We start from the raw sequence: 18,023 nt of genomic DNA on the forward strand, positions 1-18,023 counted from the left end.
AGCACGCAGCCCATCACCGCATTCATATCGCCGAGCAGCAAACTGCCCGTTAAATAAGAACCAAAGCCCGGCCACGAGAACACGGTTTCAATTAACACTGCGCCTTCGAGCAGTGAGCCGTACGCCAACGCCACCACGGTTAACAGTTGCACCAGAATGTTTCGGAACGCGTGGTTCCAGATAACCTGGCGTTCGGTCAGCCCTTTTACCCTGGCGGTAATAATGAATTCCTGCGACAGCTGCGCCAGCATAAAGCTGCGCGTCATTCGGCTGATGTAGGCCATTGAGTGAAAACCGAGCAGTGAGGCAGGCAGAATCAGGTGATTGAGCGCGTTGAAAAACACCGCGCTGTTTCCAGCCAGTAGCGCATCCACCAGCAGCAAACCGCTGCGGCGCGGCACAACGCCATCCAGCCCTAAATCAATGCGCCCTGCACCGCCTACCCAACCCAGCCAGGCGTAAAACAGCAGCAATCCCATCATCCCGACCCAGAAGATCGGCGTCGAATAACCGGCGAGGCTGATAATTCGCACTGCGTAATCCACCACGCTGTTGCGACGCGCCGCCGCCCAAACGCCTAGTGGAATACCAAGGCCCGCACCGACGATAATCGCCACCGTAGCCAGTTCAAGCGTTGCCGGGAAGACGCGCAGAATGTCATCCACCACCGGTTTCCCGGTCAGCAGCGCGTTGCCTAAATCGCCATGCAGCAGGCCGCCGAGGTAAATCCAGAACTGCGTTGCCAAAGATTGATCAAAGCCGAGCTGGTGATAGACCTGCTGATAGGTGCTTTGGTCGGCATCCGGGCCGACAATCGCCAGCACCGGGTCGATAGGCATCACGCGGCCAATGAAAAAGGTCAGCAACAGCAGCCCAAACAAGGTGATCAACACCTGGCTTAAGCGCTTTGAAAAACGCCGGGCGCGGCCGCCCGGTGCCAGCAAAATCATGCTCATCCTTTGTTCTCCCCATGCTCTGCGGTTTGCGTTTTATAAACATCGCGCAGGAAAGTGGTGGCCGACGGGTGCGGCTGGTAGTTCTGCACTTCGTTGCGCACCACCACCGAGTCCACCATTTGCGAAAGCGGCAGCAACGCCGGGATCAGCTCGTCATAACGCGTCTGAATGGCCTGATATTCCTCGAGCTGTTTTGCCGGGTCGCGCTCGACCAGCGCCTGGTCGATTTGCTGATTAATTTGTTTGTCGTAGAAGCTGGTGCGCCAGCCCTGGAAGTTAGTCAAACGCGCCGCGTCGCTGTTATCCGGGTTATAGACCAGCGATCGCAGGCTGGAATGGGGATGCGGTTCTACGCCACTGCCGCCACGCCCAACCAATATGTCGAACTTACGTTCACGCATCGCGCCGTAAATCTGGTTGCCGGTTCCGGTGACAATTTTGGCGTTGATCCCCGCCTGCATCAGCGTGGATTGCACCGCAATGGCGATGTTCAGGAACGGCTGATCCGCCAGCACGCGCAAGGTGGTGTCAAATCCATCCGGATAACCCGCTTCCGCCAGCAGTTTTTTCGCACGGGGAATATCCAGCGCATAACCAGGATTGGGCAAGGTGGCAGGCATTCCAGACTGGATTGGGCGCTGGTGCAGCACGCCATAGCCCGGCATAAGCGCTTTGTTGATGCCCTGATAATCAATCAGATAGCGCACCGCTTCGCGCACTTTCGGGTTGGCAAAATGCGGCTCTTTCATACTCATGGCGACGTAATAAATGGTGCCTTTTTTTACTGCATCGACCGTCAATTCCGGGTCTTTACGCAGGGCGTTAACGTCCGAAACCGCCATATTGCTGGCAATATCCAGGTCGCCTTTGGCAATCATCAGGCGCAGGGTTTGCGATTCCTGGAAGTGGCGGAACACCACGCGTGCCAGTTTCGGTTCGCCGCGCCAGTAATCCGGGTTGCGCTTCATGCGCAGCACGTCCTTCGCCTGCCACACTTCGAGGCTGAACGGGCCGGAACCGGCCTCGTTGGTCGTCAGCCAGCGATTGCCCCAGTCGTCGTTTTGCACATGCTGCTCGACCGTTTTGCTGTCCAGTACCACCACGCTACCGAGGGCGGCCAGCGAGTAAATCACCAGTTGCGGGTCGTTGGCTTTCGGCAGCGTGATTTCCACCGTTGAAGCATCCAGGGCTTTCACATGTTCATCGACGTTCTTTTTGCTAAAGCCGTAGGATTTCCACACCGATGCCTGCGCCAGGTTCAGGTGCAGCACGCGGCGCATCGACCACACCACGTCGTCTGCGGTGAGTACGTTGCCAGAGTGGAATTTCACGCCATCGCGCAGGTGAAAGGTCAGGCGATTACCGTCTGGTGAAATCTCCCAGGATTTCGCCAGTGCCGGGCGCACGTTAGTGAGTTTTGCCGGATCTAATTCCACCAGCGAGTCATAGAGGTTTACCACCAGCCCCACCACTTCATTGCCGGTCATCGCGGCCGGATCAAGCGTGAGCAGGTTATTCATATTCATGCCGATAATCAGCTGGTCAGGCGGCGTTTTGGCCACCACCGAACTGCTGCCGAACATGAGCAGGAGCGTGAGTAGCCACGCCCCCAGCCGGGAGCTTCGATTCATGATAGATACCGTTTTTGTAGGGTCAGTATTCCCCGGCGTCTTTCGCGCCGGGATTATTATTTTTGCGCGGGTTAATCGCGGCTAACGGTGTTCATCTCGATATATTCAAAATTGATGTCTTCACCCAGGCCCGGACGCTGTGGCAAATGCACAAAACCGTCGGCGTCCATCGGGTCTACGATGCTGTTGAGGTAGGCTGCGGGTTCATCGTATTCGAGGAACGGATGCAGTAAACCACGCTCGTACCAGCGGCAGTTGCGAATCGCGCCCACCACGGCGAGGCTTGCCGCACCGTTGCCGTGCACTTCGCAGTCCATACCGAAGGATTCCGCAAGTGCCGCCACTTTCATAGTTGGCGCAATCCCGCCGACGCCGTTCGCCCCGGCGCGCAGAATGTCGCAGGCACCCGCCTTCACCCAATCGGCGCGGCTGTGGTGCTTGCCACCAAGACTTTCTGGCCCGACAACATCAATCGACAGGTTCTCAGAAAGCCAGACGTAAGACGCCATGCTCTCTTCTTCCATCGGCTCTTCAAACCACGCGAAGTTGAGTTTTTCCAGTGCCTTGCCGATGTACAGCGCCTGGCTGCGGCTATACCAGTGGTAGCCGTCGAGCATTAAATCGATATCCGGGCCAACGGCTTCGCGCACGGCGGCGCAGGCTTTGACATCCATTTTTGGGTCTGGCGCGAACGCAACAGGCGGCATCCAGGTGTGGAGTTTTATGGCTTTGTAGCCACGAGCGACCAGTTTTTCAGCGAACTGGCCAAATTCGTCTGGCGTAGATAACCCGCCTTCCAGTTCGTCCCCGCACATGGTGCTGCCGTAGGCCGGGACTTTGTCACGGAATCCACCGAGCAATTTGTAGACCGGGACTTTCAGTTTGCGGCCAATCAAATCCCACAGCGCCTGTTCGACAAACGACAGCGCACGTTCGGTGAGTTGATGGGCGCTGCCACGCTGCCAGTGCACCAGATCTTGCCAGATGCGCTCGCGGTTAAACGGATCTTGCCCGACTAACACTTTGCGGAAAAACGCATTGACCACATAAGGGCGCACCACTTCTGGCGGCGCGAACGAATACCCGCAATCCCCTTCATCGGTGGTGATCGTGAGCATCGCCATTTTTGCGAGGCTCTCAGGGCCTGGGTGGGAGTGACCTGCGCTGTCAGAAACACGGCGGGTTGGGTAAGTAAAAACGGTGACGTTTACAGATTCAATTTTCACGGCTGTTAGTGTCCTTTTGTGATTTTAAAACAGCGTTTCACCATCTACTGTATGCGTAAAAAAGCACCTTCGCCTCGTTCAAAGGTGCCTAAATAGGGGTGATTTTTTGGACATTTGCACAGGGGAAAGTGATGTTTTTCACAAAGTGTTATGGAATTGTGACGGAGATAACGGAGGGGGATGCCTATGGCGGGATAGTGATTTTCCGTTCTCCCGAACGTTATTCGATCCCTCATTTATCGGTGAACGGTGAACGTGCCAGGTGCCTCAACCCTGACTTATGGGGAACACTGGGGCAATTTATACCGGGACTAAGGTCAAAACCCAAACCAGCCAGGCTTTTGACTTTAGCTTTTAACGTTGCCCTTGTTCCCGGCTCCAATCGCGCCGGTTTTTACCCTTCAGTCGTGGTCACGTGGTCGGGAACCACGTGAGTGAGCGATCGCCGGGAGCGAATCGCGAACGACCGCGAATGTTGGGTAAAAAACGGTGTTTACCGCGTAAGCGGCGATTGACTTGCCGGGCGACGGGGTCGCCAGGGGGATGTCGTAATCCCCATGGCACGTTCACCGTGAGCAGGAATATGTAGGAACACAGTTCGCAAAGGTGAACGGAAATTCACCACACTTCCATAACCTTATACGTTCAGGTGAACGGAAATTCACCGATCCCCGGCAAGCGAGCAATCACGCTATCCCCACCTTCCCATCCAGATAAACATCCTGAACCGCATTAATTAACTTCACGCCCTCAGACATGGATTTCTTAAAGGCTTTGCGCCCCAGAATCAACCCCATGCCGCCTGCGCGTTTGTTAATGACCGCCGTGCGGACCGCGTCCGTCAGGTCAGTCTCACCACCCGCAGCACCGCCGGAGTTTATCAGCCCGGCGCGGCCCATATAGCAGTTCGCCAGTTGGTAACGCACCAGATCGATTGGGTTATCGCTGCTCAGTTTGGTGTACACGCGGTCGTCGGTGTAACCAAAGTTCACCGCCTTGTAACCGCCGTTATTTTCGGCCATTTTCTGCTTCACGATATCCGCGCCAATGGTCGCTGCCAGATGGTTCGCCTGCCCGGTAAGATCAGCACTAACGTGGTAATCCACACCATCTTTTTTGAAATCGGGATTACGCAGATACGCCCAGAGCACCGTCACCAGGCCGAGTTCGTGCGCCCGCTCAAACGCAACCGAAATCTCTTCAATCTGGCGGCGTGATTCTGGCGAACCGAAATAAATGGTCGCGCCGACCGCCACCGCGCCCATGTTGAACGCCTGCTCAACGCTTGCGTATAGCGTCTGGTCGAAGGTGTTCGGATAACTCAGCGTTTCGTTATGGTTGAGTTTGACGAGGAAAGGAATGCGGTGCGCGTAACGGCGCGACACCGAGGCCAGCACGCCATAGGTTGAAGCGACACAGTTACAGCCCGCTTCAATCGCCAGTTCGACGATATTCTTCGGGTCAAAATAGAGTGGGTTTGCGGCAAACGATGCACCCGCGGAATGTTCCACACCTTGATCGACAGGTAAAATGGAAAGATAGCCGGTGCCTGCCAGCCGCCCGGTGTTGTACAGCGTTTGCATATTCCGTAGCACCGCTGGCGGGCGGTTGTTATCCACCATCACGCGGTCTACATAATCCGAGCCTGGCAGATACAACTGGTCTGCCGGAATAGTCATACAACGATGCTGTAACAAGCTGTCGGCGTCTTTGCCTAGCAACTGCGCAATATCAGTCATAATGCACTCCCGTTATTTCAGCGAGCACCCTGCCCGCTGACAATGGTTATTCCTGGCCTGCCTTCGAATAAAACAGGCAGCCATAATCCTGGTCGTGACTGGCAACCTTCGCCACCCAGGGCAGCACTTTAGGTGGGTTTTGGCTTGTAACGGTTTGTCTCCAGGCGGTGTATTTTTGCAACGGCGGTCAAAGAAACAACACAAAGGTATTTAAAAGGTATTATTGATTGGTATTGTTGTGGTGTACCCAACACAATCATGAAGGTTCTAAATATGAAACGTACAACAATTAGCCTTTCATTCATGATGTTTATTGAATGGTTTATCTGGGGCGCCTGGTTCGTCCCTCTTTGGCTGTTCCTGAGTAAAAGTGGCTTTAGCCCGACTGAAATTGGTTGGTCTTATGCCTGTACCGCTATCGCGGCAATTCTTTCGCCGATTCTGGTCGGCTCGCTGACTGACCGTTTTTTTGCCGCACAAAAGGTGCTCGCCCTGCTGATGTTTGTTGGCGCAGTGCTGATGTATCTGGCGGCGCAGCAAACCGAGTTTGTCTATTTCTTCCCGCTGCTGCTGGCCTATTCCCTGACCTACATGCCAACTATCGCGCTGACAAACAGCATCGCATTTTCCAATGTTGATGATGTGGAGCGGGACTTCCCGCGCATTCGGGTGATGGGCACTATCGGCTGGATTGCATCTGGGTTAGTGTGCGGTTTCCTGCCACAGATGCTGGGCTTTAGCGATATTTCGCCGACCAACATCCCGTTGCTTATCACCGCAGGCAGTTCTGCGTTACTCGGGGTATTTGCTCTGGCGCTGCCGAATACGCCACCGAAAAGTACCGGCAAAATGAGCGTGAAAGTGATGCTCGGCCTGGATGCCATCGTGCTGCTGAAAGACAAAAATTTCCTGGTCTTTTTCTTCTGCTCTTTCTTGTTTGCTATGCCGCTGGCTTTCTATTACATCTTCGCCAATGGTTATCTCACCGAAGTGGGTATGCATAACGCCACTGGATGGATGACGCTCGGCCAGTTCTCCGAAATCTTCTTTATGCTGGCGCTGCCGTTCTTCATTAAGCGTTTTGGCATTAAAAAGGTATTACTGCTTGGTCTTATCACCGCCGCCATTCGCTACGGTTTCTTCGTGTACGGTGGCGCCGACCATATCTTTACTTACGGTCTGCTGTTCCTCGGTATTTTGCTGCACGGCGTGAGTTACGATTTCTACTACGTCACTGCCTATATCTACGTCGATAAAAAAGCGCCGGTGCATATGCGCACTGCGGCACAAGGGCTTATCACGCTGTGCTGCCAGGGCTTTGGTAGCTTGCTTGGTTATCGTATCGGCGCACAACTGATGGAAAAAATGTTCGCCTACCCAACACCTGTCAACGGTCAGACCTTCAACTGGGCGGGAATGTGGGGCTTTGGCGCTGTGATGATTGCGGTCATTACCGTGTTGTTCATGGTGTTCTTCCGCGAGTCCGACAAAGAAATCACGACTATTGCCGTTGCTGGCAGCCAATCTGACAAAGATTTAAAGGAAGCATAATGATGGAAAATCGTATTCTGGGGGCCTTTTACGGCCAGGCATTAGGCGATGCGATGGGAATGCCATCGGAGTTGTGGCCGCGTTCGCGGGTGAAAGCGCACTTTGGCTGGATTGACCGCTTCCTGCCGGGGCCAGCAGAAAATAACGCCGCCTGTTATTTCAACCGCGCCGAGTTTACCGACGACACCTCGATGGCGCTGGCGCTGGCCGATGCGATTATCGAGCATCAGGGTGCAGTCAACCCGGACACCATCGGGCGCAATATTCTGCGCTGGGCGGAAGGCTTCGATGCTTTCAACAAAAATGTGCTTGGGCCAACGTCCAAAATCGCACTGAATGCGATTAAGCAAGGCACGCCGGTCAGCGAGCTGGAAAACAATGGCGTCACTAACGGGGCGGCCATGCGTGCCTCGCCGTTGGGTTGCCTGTTGCCGACGCATAATCTCGACGCGTTCATTGATGAAGTCGCACTGGCCTCCAGCCCGACTCATAAATCCGATCTGGCGATTTCCGGCGCGGTGGTGATAGCCTGGGCGATTTCAAAAGCGATTGAAGGCCGGAACTGGGAAACCATTTGCGATGAACTGCCTTCTGTGGCTCGCCACGCGCAGGAAAAGCGAGTCACTACTTTTAATGCATCCCTTGGGGCGCGTATTGAGCTGGCGTTAAATGTTGCCAGAACCGCGCGCGGCACCGAGTCTGGCATGGAGCAGGTTTACCACCTGGTCGGCACCGGCACCAGCACCATTGAATCTGTCGCCGCAGCGATTGCGATGGTGGAACTGGCACAAACCAACCCTAATCGTTGCGCGATTTTATGCGCCAACCTGGGCGGGGATACCGACACTATTGGGGCGATGGCGACGGCGATTTGTGGCGCACTACACGGCGTAGAAAGCATTGATAGCAAACTTAAACGCGAGCTTGATGACGTTAACCAGCTTGATTTTACGCGCTACAGCCGCCTGTTTATGGGCTATCGCCAGCAAAGGGAGCCGCAAAATGAACGCCAGTGAATTGCATTCCCGCCTGCCGACACTTACGGCGAAACGCCCGGTTTGCGTGCTCGGCTCGGCAGTTATTGACGTCATAGCCGACGCTTACGCCCTGCCGTGGCGCGGATGTGATATCGAACTGCAACAGCAAAGCGTGAACATCGGCGGTTGCGCGCTGAACATCGCGCTCACGCTGTCGCGCCTGGGCATTGCCTCAAAAAATGCGCTACCGATTGGCCAGGGAACCTGGGCGGATATCATTCGCTCAAGCCTGGAAAAGCAGGGAATCAACAGCGAAATCCATACCACCAGCGGCGATAACGGCTGGTGTCTGGCGCTGGTGGAGTCGGATGGCGAAAGAACGTTTATGTCGTTTCGTGGCGTCGAACACCAGTGGAATCAGCAGTGGCTGGATAAATTGCAGCCTGCGCCCGGTACCCTGCTTTCGCTGTCTGGATATCAACTTGCCGGGCCGTGTGCCGAATTACTGGTTAACTGGCTGGAATCGCTGCATGACGTGAGCGCATTTATTGATTTTGGCCCGCGGATTGCCGATATTCCTGAGCCACTGCTGGCGCGAATAATGGCCTGCAAACCGATGGTTTCCCTTAACCGCCAGGAAGCAACAATTGCCGCGCAGTGGTTGAATGTAGCGGGCGATGATATTGCAGGAATTTGCGAGAAATGGCTTGAGCGCTACGATTCGCCGTTAATAGTGCGGCTCGACAAAGAAGGTGCCTGGTTTGCTTCAGCGGAGAGTATTGGTCTGGCAGCGCCGTTCCCGGCCGTGGTTGTGGATACGATTGGCGCAGGCGACAGCCATGCGGGTGGTACTCTGGCTGGGCTGGCGGCGGGCTGGAACCTCGGCGATGCGGTAAGTCTGGGTAATGCCGTGGCTTCTTATGTCGTTAGCCACCGCGGTGGCGATTGCGCCCCCTTTATTGAACAACTCTGCCAATACCCAAAATAATTCGAGCGGCATCGCGGCGGCAAGAGAGCGAGTCCCGATGAACTTAGTCAACTAAGCGATTCGGGCAAGCGAACGCAGCCAACAAAGATGCCGTTTGAAGTATGACGGGTATTATTCTTCGCAGACAAACACATATAGATCGCTGCGACAATAACTAATGCTGTATTCGATTGGCCGGTTTTGCGGGTCAAACGCCACCTGTTTGATCACCAGAACCGGCACCGGCGTTTCCAGCTTAATATGCGACTGGAATTCGCTGTCGGGCATTCTGGCGCTGACGCGGCTACGCGTTCGCTGCGGGATAATATTCTGGCTGCGAAAATAGTCATACAGCGAAACGCCGATGTCATCAGCGTTCGCGATTAATTCCGTTGGCACGTAAGACTCTTCCACCGAAACCGCATCTTCATCGACATAACGAATACGTTTCAGCAGGAAAACATCGCTATCGGCGATAATCGCCAGTTGCTCGGCCACATCTGCCGGGCATTTCACCACGCGTTTGTTGACCCACAGTGTGTCAGGCTTTTTACCGCGCAACACAACTTGCTGCGAAAAGCCACGCGCCTCTTTCAGCGAATACTCAAACGTGTTGTTAATCTGCGTGCCGTAGCCTCGGGAACGCGTCACCACCCCTTCATCTTCCAGCGTCTGCATTGCTTTGCGCACCGTTATGCGCGAAACGCCGGTCAACTGACTGAGATCTCGCTCCCCCGGCAGAATATTCCCTTGCGGCAACACACCGCTGCGTACCGCCGATTTCACCGTTTCGGCGAATTTCAAATACAGCGGCGTGTTGTCGGCCTGCGAAAACCGCTGGATGAGTTGTTCAATGAGCTGCAGGTGAACCTGTTCCATTTCGCGCAAATGTCCGGAAGATAAGGTGAAACCAGTATAACTCAATGGTCTTATACAGGTATTACCTCGATTACCACCATTGATGAAAATGATGCACCGGTCCAATTCCGTGGCCCACTTCCAGCGAATCCGCCTGCTCTAACGCCTGAGATAGCCACGCTTTAGCCGCCGAAATAGTCTTCGGCCAGTCAAGATAGCGCGGATAAAGTGCTGCAAGGGCCGCAGAAAGCGTACATCCCGTGCCGTGAGTGTGGCGAGTCTGGACACGCGGAGCGGTAAAACGTTGCGCGCCGTCGCGGGTGAACAACCAGTCCGGGCTTTCGACGTCATCAAGATGGCCGCCTTTCATCAACACCGCTTTGCACCCCATTCCCAGCAGCGCATCGCCCTGCTCCTTCATTTCTCGCTCACTGCGTGCATGTGGTGCGTCCAGCAATGCGGCGGCTTCAGGCAGATTCGGGGTGATCAACGTCACTTGCGGCAACAGCCGACGACGCAGACTCTCTACCGCAGAGGGCGCAAGCAAGGGGTCGCCACTTTTCGCCAGCATGACCGTATCGAGCACCACGTTGCGTGCATTGTAAAAAGCCAACCGTTCAGCCACCGCTTCAACGATATCGGTTTCAGCCAGCATGCCAATTTTAATGGTGTCGATGCGCACATCGCTGAGCACAGAATCAAGCTGGGCGGCGACAAATGCCGGTTCAATGCGATAAACAGACTGCACGCCGCAGGTGTTTTGCGCCACCAGCGCGGTGATCACGCTGGTGCCATACGCGCCCAGTGCCGAGAATGTTTTCAGGTCAGCCTGAATGCCCGCGCCCCCGCTCGGGTCAGTGCCAGCAATCGTCAATGCGTTAATACGTTTTTGCCCTTTCATGCCAGAGCCTCCGCATTGAGTCCGTAAAGTGCGTCAAGAAACGCCGGGACAAAACTGCCAGGACCGCGACTCACGGCAATCGCCTGTTCCCCGGCGAATTTCATAAACTGGCAGGCGGCAGCCACGTTATCCAGCCGCGTCCCTGGAAGCGAACAGCAAGCGGCAACCACGGCGGAAAGCGCGCAACCGGTGCCGACCACGCGCGTCATCAACACGCCGCCGCCCGCAACGCTCCAGGCGTTTTCGCCATCGGTAACGTAATCTTCCTCGCCGGTGACTGCCACCACCGCGCCGGTAAGCTGCGCCAGTTTAAGGGCTGCGGGTAATGCAGAAAGTGCGTCGTCAGCGCTATCTACGCCACGACCTGCGGAATGCTCCCCTGCTAAGGCTAAGATTTCTGAAGCATTACCCCGGATTGCAGCAGGTTTTAGCGCGAGAAGTTCATGGGCAAATCGCGTACGAAACGCCAGAGCGCCGACGGCAACCGGATCGAGTACCCATGGCGTGGAGGATTGATTCGCGGCGTGAATGGCGGCCAGCATTGCGCGACTGCTATCAGCGGTGAGTGTTCCGATATTAATCAGCAATGCACTGGCAATGGGGGCAAATTGCGCAGCCTCTTCTGGCTCAATGACCATAGCGGGAGCCGCGCCAATGGCGAGCAGCACGTTGGCGGTAAAACCCTGCACCACATCATTGGTCATGCAATGGACTAAAGGGGGTGTGCTGCGTAAGTTATGTAAAACCGAGGCGGCGCAGTGGCCGGGTAACAGGTCAGGTTGCATCTTGTAAGCTCCTGCCTGGCGTAAAGAAGAGATGACCAGGCAGGCATCTGACTTCCCTACGCTGGCATTATCCAGATCAGGTGGTACGGGTATTTCTCAGCCTTCACAAAGAAGGGCACCCCGAGTCATTGATAAATCATATTTTTGCGTTCACAAGAATAATGCGCGCGACAGTGACTGTAAACCGGCTGTGCTGCCAGATGTTAAGCCAGCGACGCTAACTTTTTGAATTGCCGCCATTCATCGCGGGTTATTTCCCAAAGCTCCGAGTCCATTTCTCCACTCACATATTGCGATTTTTCGGTGCGGATAAGCCGCATGCCGTGACGGATGGAAAGGTTTTTGGAACGGTCATTGGCGACGGCCTTTGGCGCGCGTAACACGTCTTTCTCAAGTGTTTCAAACCAGAAATCATTGACTCCACCGCAGGCTTCACTCATCAGGCCCTGTCCTTGCCATTCCGGGACTAACCAGAAACCACGGTTGTTATCTGGAGTATCCATCAGACAAATTAGCCCAATTAATTCCTGCGGATTTTCTTTACGCCGAATGGACCAGAACCAGCCCTTTCCTTCTTTTACAGCAGGCAGCGCAACATTATCGACATAATGTTTTGCCGCGCCAGGTGGATAAGGCCACGGAACAGTAGAAACCAGGTAACGCACAATCTCCCAGCGCGGAAATACGTTTTGAATTTGCTCGGCATCTTCCGAACGAAGTGGCCGGAGGATCAATCTCGGTGTGATTATTTCCATACTGTTGCCCTTTCTTCACGCTGTATTGTTTAGAGTAATTTATACATAGAATTAATAGCGGGCATCAACAAGTAATTAACATTTTTAGCAGGGAGTACCTTCATGCGTAACAGAGTTAACTTTGTGAATATAACAGGATAATGTCATCATGAAATTATATTATTATAATGGCAATCACATATTCACAAGCATTAAAAACATCTAACCAAAAAAAACAACATTCATAGCAAAGAAACAACAAATAATTTTCGCGTAGGACTATATTCCAATTGACTCGCACAAAGTTCCATATGAAATTAATAACCACAAAACTGTTAAGTGTTCGTTTAATAAAAACATGATATTCTAAAATATCTTATATCAGGCAGTGCGCGTTTATTAATCAAAATTAGGATTCTACGCTAAAAAATATGGTTTTCTCAGCAAGCATTCAACAGCACATTAAAATATGTGTCACATTTTTCTTTTTATATTCGCTTGCTGCGAAGTTGAGCCATAGCGTTGAAATAGTTGGGATACCGCTACGGTTTTATGATCTGACCTTACCCATCGTTACAGCATTGCTGATTTTATACCATCGCAGGGCACTCCCGACGTTAGCCCTGTTTGCCCTTTACAGTTTTTACCACTATCCACTGTTTGATTTCCTGAGTATCGCTGCACAGTTAAGCAGCGCTTTAATCTGTGTCACGCTCTATTTTTGCGCAACGGGCAAACGAGGCAGGGTAAGTTTTGGGCGCAGCCGCCTCTCTGCGCAACGCATATGTTGGCTTATTTTCCTTAATAGTTTTACGTTTACCCTGCTCTACCAGTGGTTACTGCTCAAATTTCATTTTATCTCAGCCTCTGATGAAAATATTTTTAGCGTTATTACGCTTATCAATATTCAGTGGATGCTGACATCCTGTATTACAGGTGTCCCATTTTGTTATTTACTTTTCCGCGCCTGCTACAAACCCTCATGGTTTTTAAGCTATTTGCGCCAGTTAAAAGATTTGATTGTTAATGGGCCACATGCAATAAGTCAGCTGGTATGGGCAATGCTTTTGATTGCTATTATGTACTGCATGATTACAACAAGAAATGACATTTTAATATTCACTGATTATTCCATAGTATTACTATTACCCCTAATGCTTTGGGGCTCAATCCGATTGGGCCATGCACTGATAAACCCATTATGGGTTTTCATGCTCATTTTGTTAGGCTATTACACTGATAATTATATATCGATAAAAAATGAATTTACGGTAGAGCACTATATCGGCCATCTGGCGCTTGCATCATCAATGATTGCCATATTTTCCCTGACTATTGTCCTTGTTGGTGTACTGGCAACACGCATTCTTAACTACATCAAACATCTTAAGCGCGTCTCTTTATCTGAACCTCATACCGGCCTGCCCAATTTACAAGCGCTTAAAAAAGATCTCATACAATATCCGAACGCAGGGTTGTGTACCGTACAGTGCCCGGAATTAAACTCTTTAACACAAGCTCATGGTATTGCTTTCCGCTTTGAATTTGTTAAAGCCGTGGTTGCATACTTAACACCGCTGCTTAAGGGGTATGACAATATTTATTACAGTCCTGGATATGGCATTTTCCTGCGTCTGGACAACATGAATGAAAGTCTTATCGACTCCTATTATAAAGCCATGACTTCGTTTCGTTTTTCCTGGGGAGAGATGGAGTTAGGGTTAAACTTTGGCTTATCCTGGATGCGTTACGATAACAACATCCCCAATCTTTCGTATATTGTCGGGCAACTCAATGCCAGCACTTTTGTATCGCTGCAAAATGGCAAACCTGAAAACCTGAATATGAATGAAGCTGGTGATAGCGCTGTCAATCCTGCGGTGTTACGCCACCTGTTGCAGCAGTCGATAGACCAAAAATCATTTGTATTGCTGGCACAGCCTATCGTCTCCACGAGCAGTTCCGACAGATATCAAGAAATCCTGATACGGATTAACGCGGGGAATAATAATTTGCTTTTCCCGAATACGTTTTTGCCCCTGGCAGAAGAAGCCGGCCTGCTCGCAGAAGTGGATATGACGGTCATAGAGCAGACGTTTCGTTTTATGCACTCTCTGGGTCAATCTCAGGCGGACAGTCGTTTCTCGATAAATCTAACCCCGCAGTCGTTGATCAAATCGGATTTCCTCGACAGGCTTTTCACTTTATTTAACACCTGGTCAATTCGCCCGGAACGCATCATCTTCGAAATTATTGAATCAGATATTATAGATAACTTGAATGCTGTAAATGTATTGCGAGAGCTGCGTAACTTGGGTTGTAAGATCGCAATTGATGATTTTGGAACGGGAGCTTCCAGTTATTCTCGTCTGAAAAACCTTGAAGCAGATATTCTTAAAATAGATGGTTCATTTGTCCGAAATATCGTTTCTGAAAAGTTCGACCATTTTATCGTGATGTCTTTTTGCGAAGCCGCAAAATTCAAAAATCTGGAAGTTGTCGCGGAATTTGTTGAAAGCGAAGAGATCAAACAAATGCTCATCACCATGGGTGTGGGTTGGCTTCAGGGCTATCATACCGGCAAACCTGTTGCTATCGAATCCCTTCGTAAATGATTTTCCTGCATTTTTCATACCAGGAAACCCCCTGGTATTGAGTCATCCTCAGCGACTTGTCGATTAAGTCTCAAGTTATTCAGTTTGCCTGTTAACTTCATTACCATCGCCATTCGATCTATTTCTCAATGAGAGATCTTATGCTTACAATTGCGATACGCGAAAAAAATAGCCATTTCACTCACGGTATAAAAATTATCGTTGCAAATGTGTGCCAGCACCTTAAACAAGATTTTTGTTTTTTATCTCCCGAACACCATAAGTGCGCCGATATTGTATTTCTGTCTTTGGATGATAATTGGGTGACTGCTGAGTGCTATCAAATGCCTAAGGCAACAAAGTCTCAACGAATTATTCTCATTTGCCGCCAAAAAGAACATCAGAATCTGATGTTTCGCCCATGTTTGTATATGTTGCCGGTTATCTTCAGAGAAGATGAAATTGATGAAATAACCCGCAAAATAGCCTGGTGGATTGAACCGTCCAGACATGGAAAAAACACCGTTGCGATTCCTGCCGGGATTTGCCAATACTGCACCACACGCAGCTTCACCGTTGTCGAACGCCAGTTGCTTTCACATATCGCTAAGGGGCATTCGTTAAAAGATTCAGCCTGTTTGATGAAACTGGATGAAAATATCGCAAAATTACATCGTAAGGCAATCATGAGGAAATTGGGTATTCGCGATCAATATGAATTGCATAAATTTCTTAAAACCAACCTCCTTTTTTTAATCCTTAACTGACATGTTATTTAAGAAACAGCTTATATGTACTTAAGCCAAACCTAATATCTAACACTTTTAATCCCTGTCAGTATCCATTCCAACGATATAATCAGAAGCTGTGAACATTCAGCTTCTGAGAAACCTAAGCGACCCCCTTTCAGTCGTCATTGTGCTATCAACAAAAATATGGAAATAACGTCTCATTCAGCATTGATTCCCTGCCGTAGCAAAGCGAATGTCCCCTTTATTCGCACACTAGAAGACTGAGCATTTGTACATAGCCGCACGTAAACGCAGATATCGCCGCATCAGAAATAGTGGCCTTGCCAATCTCCATGCCAGAATGCCACCGATTGTCTTCGACCGTCTGGAATACCTGCAACATCAGATTCATAAACAGTCTCTGGCGGAACCGCTCGATATCATCCTTATGACCGGCGACAACTACTTATCTCTCGCACTCACTGAGTCTGTTTTTAAGCACCAGCGCACTCACGTTTGCGCAACCCTGGACGAGGCTGAAACATTACTTAGCCGAAACCCGCAGCCGCGTATGTTGATAGATCTGGATGGCGTGAGCGAGGCAGCTATTGATGTGCTGGATACAACGCGGAGATGGCATAAGACCTGGCCCGAACTCAATATCATGCAATTTGCTACCTGCCGCTGCCAAAACATCGCCAGACTGATTGATGCAGCTTCCCGCTTCCCGGTCGTCGAAAGGCGGCAGACCATTTCGGAGTTGCTCAAAATACTGAACCTGAATCGGAACGAGCAAGAGCTTGTTTTCTCACCCCCTGCTCCGCTATCTCATCGTGAATGGAACATTCTGCTGGCGGTGGCAAAAGGTGATTCATTGAAAACGATAGCCCTGTCATTCAACAAACCCTACCACTTTGTTGTGTATACGCTTGGGCGCATTGCCACCCGTCTTGGCCTCAAGAACAACAAGGCACTCATACACCTTTTAAATAAATTATCCTCTCCGTTGTCAGGAAAAGAATAGCTGCGCTAAATAACAACCTTACGGATGAAGGCTAGGAAATTGCCTATTTTCAATGTTGTATTTATGTTAAATCAGATCAAATATTTCACAATTATAACTATTCCTGGAAAATCGGTTTTCCGCTTGCTATGCCACGTCAACGCGATAAATCATGTAATGATTCCATGTTACACATAACAAATATTAAACATTTAAGATTTCGCACTATTCTTTATATTCAAAACAAGCTTTTTTGCCATTCATTTAACTTAACACAGGCGCATTATCCAAATAACAAATAATTAACCAATTTAATTAGAATTTGATCGCAGCATAATTGCATCAAGATAACACTAGCCTTTCTCTGAAATAATATGGCTGTATAATCCAATCATTCATTTAGCTAATATGAATACATTCTTTTTACTAATGAAATAACTCCTTTTATTACGTTCAAAACCACTATGGAATAGTAAATTTGAAGGACTGTTTTAAGTTCAAGGAAGCATCTTGCATACAAAATAAAATACTCATCAGTGAAACGTTTCACCACTTTCACCGTCAGTGACTCTGCGTCAATGCGATGTGTTTCTCAAAAAACCGAGGCAAGAATATGAAACCTGCATCCGTAATTATTATGGACGAACATCCTATAGTCAGAATGTCGATAGAAGTTCTGTTACAAAAAAATAAAAATATCGATGTTGTCATGAAAACAGACGATAGCCGTGAGGTGATTAACTATATGCGCACCCACACTGTCGATTTAGTGATTCTGGATATCGAACTTCCTTCCATTGATGGCTTTACTTTATTAAAGAGAATCAAAAGCATACAGGCTGACACGCGCATACTTTTCCTCTCATCGAAATCTGAGCGATTTTATGCCGGGCGGGCAATTCAGGCCGGGGCAAATGGTTTTGTCAGTAAAAGAAAGGATCAGGACGATATCTATCATGCCGTGGAGATGTTGCTTTCGGGGTATTCTTTCTTCCCCTCTGAAACACTAGAATTAATCAGCAACCCGACCTCGCGCAAAGGCGGAACCGATGATATGCCATTGTCCAATCGGGAGATAACTGTATTACGTTATCTGGCTAATGGTTTATCAAATAAAGAAATCGCCGAGCAACTGCTGTTGAGCAACAAAACCATCAGTGCGCACAAATCAAATATATTTTCAAAACTGCATGTCACTTCTATTGTCGAACTTATCGATTATGCCCGTGTGAAAGAATTATTATAGCCGCGCGACACACATCACAGTAAAGCATAAAAAAACCGGGATACGCTGCCGGTTTTTTTTATGTCACTAAGATACATCCCGATCGGTTAATAATAATTAATCATAAAAGTCGCATCCGCATTGG

Annotated in this window: 15 protein-coding genes and 1 riboswitch; of the genes, 7 read left to right on the top strand and 8 right to left on the bottom strand. The window is 50.3% G+C overall.

Annotated features, from left to right (window positions below):
• From GBAG_RS13250 to fbaB, 4 genes are all read right to left on the bottom strand, one after another.
• Positions 1 to 956: ABC transporter permease (locus GBAG_RS13250; RefSeq protein WP_034496860.1), on the bottom strand; the 956-nt coding region annotated here is incomplete at its 3' end.
• Positions 953 to 2,587, bottom strand: a complete 1,635-nt coding sequence (locus tag GBAG_RS13255) for an ABC transporter substrate-binding protein (RefSeq protein ID WP_034496829.1) — start codon at positions 2,585 to 2,587, stop codon at positions 953 to 955. The genes GBAG_RS13250 and GBAG_RS13255, both read right to left, overlap by 4 nt.
• A gap of 71 nt (positions 2,588 to 2,658) precedes the next feature.
• Entirely contained in the window at positions 2,659 to 3,813 is a 1,155-nt protein-coding gene (locus GBAG_RS13260; protein WP_034496832.1) for a mandelate racemase family protein, read from the bottom strand.
• Positions 3,814 to 4,499: 686 nt separating this feature from the next.
• A complete protein-coding gene (gene fbaB, locus GBAG_RS13265; protein ID WP_034496834.1) occupies positions 4,500 to 5,552 on the bottom strand; it encodes a class I fructose-bisphosphate aldolase in 1,053 nt (350 codons plus the stop codon).
• 273 nt (positions 5,553 to 5,825) lie between these two features.
• On the opposite strand from fbaB, the gene GBAG_RS13270 reads away from it, so the two are divergent.
• From GBAG_RS13270 to GBAG_RS13280, 3 genes are read left to right on the top strand one after another with little or no spacing between them, the layout of a single operon-like run.
• Entirely contained in the window at positions 5,826 to 7,103 is a 1,278-nt protein-coding gene (locus GBAG_RS13270; RefSeq protein ID WP_051873721.1) for a nucleoside permease, read from the top strand.
• Positions 7,103 to 8,119 carry an ADP-ribosylglycohydrolase family protein gene (locus tag GBAG_RS13275; RefSeq protein ID WP_034496837.1) on the top strand — a complete coding sequence of 339 codons (1,017 nt, stop codon included), beginning with the start codon at positions 7,103 to 7,105 and terminating at the stop codon, positions 8,117 to 8,119. Before GBAG_RS13270 ends, GBAG_RS13275 begins: the two co-directional genes overlap by 1 nt.
• Positions 8,106 to 9,068 carry a PfkB family carbohydrate kinase gene (locus GBAG_RS13280; RefSeq protein ID WP_034496839.1) on the top strand — a complete coding sequence of 321 codons (963 nt, stop codon included), beginning with the start codon at positions 8,106 to 8,108 and terminating at the stop codon, positions 9,066 to 9,068. The genes GBAG_RS13275 and GBAG_RS13280 overlap by 14 nt, the downstream gene beginning before the upstream one ends.
• Before the next feature lie 111 nt (positions 9,069 to 9,179).
• On the opposite strand, the gene GBAG_RS13285 is transcribed toward GBAG_RS13280, so the two are convergent.
• The 4 genes from GBAG_RS13285 to GBAG_RS13300 form a co-directional block, all read right to left on the bottom strand.
• Entirely contained in the window at positions 9,180 to 9,926 is a 747-nt protein-coding gene (locus tag GBAG_RS13285; protein ID WP_034496841.1) for a GntR family transcriptional regulator, read from the bottom strand.
• 70 nt (positions 9,927 to 9,996) lie between these two features.
• Positions 9,997 to 10,806, bottom strand: a complete 810-nt coding sequence (thiD, locus tag GBAG_RS13290; protein WP_034496842.1) for a bifunctional hydroxymethylpyrimidine kinase/phosphomethylpyrimidine kinase — start codon at positions 10,804 to 10,806, stop codon at positions 9,997 to 9,999.
• On the bottom strand, positions 10,803 to 11,591 hold the full coding sequence (gene thiM / locus GBAG_RS13295) for a hydroxyethylthiazole kinase (protein WP_034496844.1): 789 nt from the start codon (positions 11,589 to 11,591) through the stop codon (positions 10,803 to 10,805). Before thiM ends, thiD begins: the two co-directional genes overlap by 4 nt.
• A 36-nt stretch (positions 11,592 to 11,627) precedes the next feature.
• Positions 11,628 to 11,724, bottom strand: a riboswitch (TPP riboswitch).
• A gap of 70 nt (positions 11,725 to 11,794) precedes the next feature.
• Positions 11,795 to 12,346: a GNAT family N-acetyltransferase gene (locus GBAG_RS13300; protein WP_034496848.1), complete on the bottom strand. Its 552-nt coding sequence runs from the start codon at positions 12,344 to 12,346 to the stop codon at positions 11,795 to 11,797.
• Between the two features lie 410 nt (positions 12,347 to 12,756).
• Here GBAG_RS13300 and GBAG_RS13305 point away from each other — a divergent pair, with 410 nt between their 5' ends.
• The 4 genes from GBAG_RS13305 to fimZ all read left to right on the top strand — a co-directional run bounded on the left by GBAG_RS13305 (position 12,757) and on the right by fimZ (position 17,899).
• Entirely contained in the window at positions 12,757 to 14,940 is a 2,184-nt protein-coding gene (locus GBAG_RS13305) for a sensor domain-containing phosphodiesterase (protein ID WP_034496851.1), read from the top strand.
• A 140-nt stretch (positions 14,941 to 15,080) separates the two neighbouring features.
• On the top strand, positions 15,081 to 15,686 hold the full coding sequence (locus GBAG_RS13310) for a fimbriae regulatory protein FimW (RefSeq protein WP_034496854.1): 606 nt from the start codon (positions 15,081 to 15,083) through the stop codon (positions 15,684 to 15,686).
• Between the two features lie 325 nt (positions 15,687 to 16,011).
• Complete coding sequence (locus tag GBAG_RS13315) at positions 16,012 to 16,674, top strand: helix-turn-helix transcriptional regulator (protein WP_034496856.1); 663 nt, start codon at positions 16,012 to 16,014, stop codon at positions 16,672 to 16,674.
• A gap of 592 nt (positions 16,675 to 17,266) precedes the next feature.
• Positions 17,267 to 17,899, top strand: a complete 633-nt coding sequence (gene fimZ, locus GBAG_RS13320; RefSeq protein WP_034496858.1) for a fimbria biosynthesis transcriptional regulator FimZ — start codon at positions 17,267 to 17,269, stop codon at positions 17,897 to 17,899.
• The last annotated feature ends 124 nt before the right edge of the window (positions 17,900 to 18,023 follow it).

It is taken from the genome of Buttiauxella agrestis ATCC 33320 (assembly GCF_000735355.1).
Classification (GTDB): domain Bacteria; phylum Pseudomonadota; class Gammaproteobacteria; order Enterobacterales; family Enterobacteriaceae; genus Buttiauxella; species Buttiauxella agrestis.

Coding starts and splice junctions, on each gene's coding strand:
- fimZ (WP_034496858.1), top strand. CDS start 17,267: ATGAAACCTGCATCCGTAATTATTATGGACGAACATCCTATAGTCAGA.
- GBAG_RS13270 (WP_051873721.1), top strand. CDS start 5,826: ATGAAACGTACAACAATTAGCCTTTCATTCATGATGTTTATTGAATGG.
- thiD (WP_034496842.1), bottom strand. CDS start 10,806: ATGAAAGGGCAAAAACGTATTAACGCATTGACGATTGCTGGCACTGAC.
- GBAG_RS13300 (WP_034496848.1), bottom strand. CDS start 12,346: ATGGAAATAATCACACCGAGATTGATCCTCCGGCCACTTCGTTCGGAA.
- GBAG_RS13285 (WP_034496841.1), bottom strand. CDS start 9,926: ATGGAACAGGTTCACCTGCAGCTCATTGAACAACTCATCCAGCGGTTT.
- GBAG_RS13315 (WP_034496856.1), top strand. CDS start 16,012: ATGCCACCGATTGTCTTCGACCGTCTGGAATACCTGCAACATCAGATT.
- GBAG_RS13275 (WP_034496837.1), top strand. CDS start 7,103: ATGATGGAAAATCGTATTCTGGGGGCCTTTTACGGCCAGGCATTAGGC.
- fbaB (WP_034496834.1), bottom strand. CDS start 5,552: ATGACTGATATTGCGCAGTTGCTAGGCAAAGACGCCGACAGCTTGTTA.
- GBAG_RS13280 (WP_034496839.1), top strand. CDS start 8,106: ATGAACGCCAGTGAATTGCATTCCCGCCTGCCGACACTTACGGCGAAA.
- thiM (WP_034496844.1), bottom strand. CDS start 11,591: ATGCAACCTGACCTGTTACCCGGCCACTGCGCCGCCTCGGTTTTACAT.
- GBAG_RS13255 (WP_034496829.1), bottom strand. CDS start 2,587: ATGAATCGAAGCTCCCGGCTGGGGGCGTGGCTACTCACGCTCCTGCTC.
- GBAG_RS13305 (WP_034496851.1), top strand. CDS start 12,757: ATGGTTTTCTCAGCAAGCATTCAACAGCACATTAAAATATGTGTCACA.
- GBAG_RS13310 (WP_034496854.1), top strand. CDS start 15,081: ATGCTTACAATTGCGATACGCGAAAAAAATAGCCATTTCACTCACGGT.